Here is a 1380-nt window from a genome sequence, read left to right on the forward strand (position 1 = left end):
TTGTCTGGTGATGATGGCAGAGAGGTCACACCCGTTCCCATACCGAACACGGAAGTTAAGCTCTCTAGCGCCGATGGTAGTTGGGGCCTTGCCCCTGTGAGAGTAGGACGTTGCCAGGCAAATGGAGGATTAGCTCAGCTGGGAGAGCACCTGCCTTACAAGCAGGGGGTCGGCGGTTCGATCCCGTCATCCTCCACCATAATATATCGGAGGGGTAGCGAAGTGGCTAAACGCGGCGGACTGTAAATCCGCTCCTTCGGGTTCGGCAGTTCGAATCTGCCCCCCTCCACCATTTTCATTATTGGGCTATAGCCAAGCGGTAAGGCAACGGACTTTGACTCCGTCATGCGCTGGTTCGAATCCAGCTAGCCCAGCCATTTAAGAGCCATTAGCTCAGTTGGTAGAGCATCTGACTTTTAATCAGAGGGTCGAAGGTTCGAGTCCTTCATGGCTCACCATTTAAAAGAATATGCGGGTGTGGCGGAATTGGCAGACGCACCAGACTTAGGATCTGGCGCCTTTGGCGTGGGGGTTCGACTCCCTTCACCCGCACTTTTAATAAAATACTTATAACATGTCTTGCGGAAGTAGTTCAGTGGTAGAATACAACCTTGCCAAGGTTGGGGTCGCGGGTTCGACTCCCGTCTTCCGCTCCAAATATGACATGCCGGGGTGGCGGAACAGGCAGACGCACAGGACTTAAAATCCTGCGGTGGGTGACCACCGTGCGGGTTCGACTCCCGCCCTCGGCACCATATGCGCCCGTAGCTCAATTGGATAGAGCGTTTGACTACGGATCAAGAGGTTAGGGGTTCGACTCCTCTCGGGCGCGCCATTAACGGGAAGTGGCTCAGCTTGGTAGAGCACCTGGTTTGGGACCAGGGGGTCGCAGGTTCAAATCCTGTCTTCCCGATACTTAATTTGGGGCCTTAGCTCAGCTGGGAGAGCGCCTGCCTTGCACGCAGGAGGTCAGCGGTTCGATCCCGCTAGGCTCCACTTTTATTATTGTTGGAGGTATACCCAAGTCTGGCTGAAGGGATCGGTCTTGAAAACCGACAGGCGGTGAGAGCCGTGCGGGGGTTCGAATCCCTCTACCTCCTCCATTTTATTGAAATGGAATTATTCATAGTTTATAAAGACTAATATATAATATTACCTTCATGGAGGTATACCCAAGTCTGGCTGAAGGGATCGGTCTTGAAAACCGACAGGCGGCGAGAGTCGCGCGGGGGTTCGAATCCCTCTACCTCCTTATTTTAAAAATACATTGTCGCGGGGTGGAGCAGTCTGGTAGCTCGTCGGGCTCATAACCCGAAGGTCGCAGGTTCAAATCCTGTCCCCGCAACCAAATGGTCCCGTGGTGTAGTGGTTAACATGCCT

General features: G+C 53.5%; 13 tRNA genes and 1 rRNA gene. All 14 read left to right on the forward strand.

What is annotated here, in order from left to right:
* Positions 1 to 3: 3 nt before the first annotated feature.
* Positions 4 to 119: ribosomal RNA gene (gene rrf, locus MR059_RS21405) — 5S ribosomal RNA — on the forward strand.
* Positions 120 to 123: 4 nt separating this feature from the next.
* A tRNA-Val gene (locus MR059_RS21410) sits at positions 124 to 199 on the forward strand.
* Between the two features lie 9 nt (positions 200 to 208).
* A tRNA-Tyr gene (locus MR059_RS21415) sits at positions 209 to 292 on the forward strand.
* A gap of 10 nt (positions 293 to 302) precedes the next feature.
* Positions 303 to 377: transfer RNA gene (locus MR059_RS21420), tRNA-Gln, on the forward strand.
* Positions 378 to 382: 5 nt separating this feature from the next.
* Positions 383 to 458: transfer RNA gene (locus tag MR059_RS21425), tRNA-Lys, on the forward strand.
* 13 nt (positions 459 to 471) lie between these two features.
* A tRNA-Leu gene (locus MR059_RS21430) sits at positions 472 to 552 on the forward strand.
* A 29-nt stretch (positions 553 to 581) separates the two neighbouring features.
* Positions 582 to 656 (forward strand) — tRNA-Gly (locus MR059_RS21435).
* Positions 657 to 666: 10 nt separating this feature from the next.
* A tRNA-Leu gene (locus MR059_RS21440) sits at positions 667 to 755 on the forward strand.
* Positions 756 to 758: 3 nt separating this feature from the next.
* A tRNA-Arg gene (locus tag MR059_RS21445) sits at positions 759 to 835 on the forward strand.
* A gap of 4 nt (positions 836 to 839) precedes the next feature.
* Positions 840 to 913, forward strand: a tRNA-Pro gene (locus MR059_RS21450).
* Positions 914 to 923: 10 nt separating this feature from the next.
* A tRNA-Ala gene (locus tag MR059_RS21455) sits at positions 924 to 996 on the forward strand.
* A gap of 14 nt (positions 997 to 1010) precedes the next feature.
* Positions 1011 to 1103: transfer RNA gene (locus MR059_RS21460), tRNA-Ser, on the forward strand.
* A 59-nt stretch (positions 1104 to 1162) separates the two neighbouring features.
* Positions 1163 to 1252 (forward strand) — tRNA-Ser (locus MR059_RS21465).
* 19 nt (positions 1253 to 1271) lie between these two features.
* Positions 1272 to 1348: transfer RNA gene (locus tag MR059_RS21470), tRNA-Met, on the forward strand.
* Positions 1349 to 1380: the final 32 nt, after the last annotated feature.

Source organism: Bacillus cereus group sp. BfR-BA-01522 (assembly GCF_022662635.1).
Classification (GTDB): Bacteria; Bacillota; Bacilli; order Bacillales; family Bacillaceae_G; genus Bacillus_A; species Bacillus_A cytotoxicus.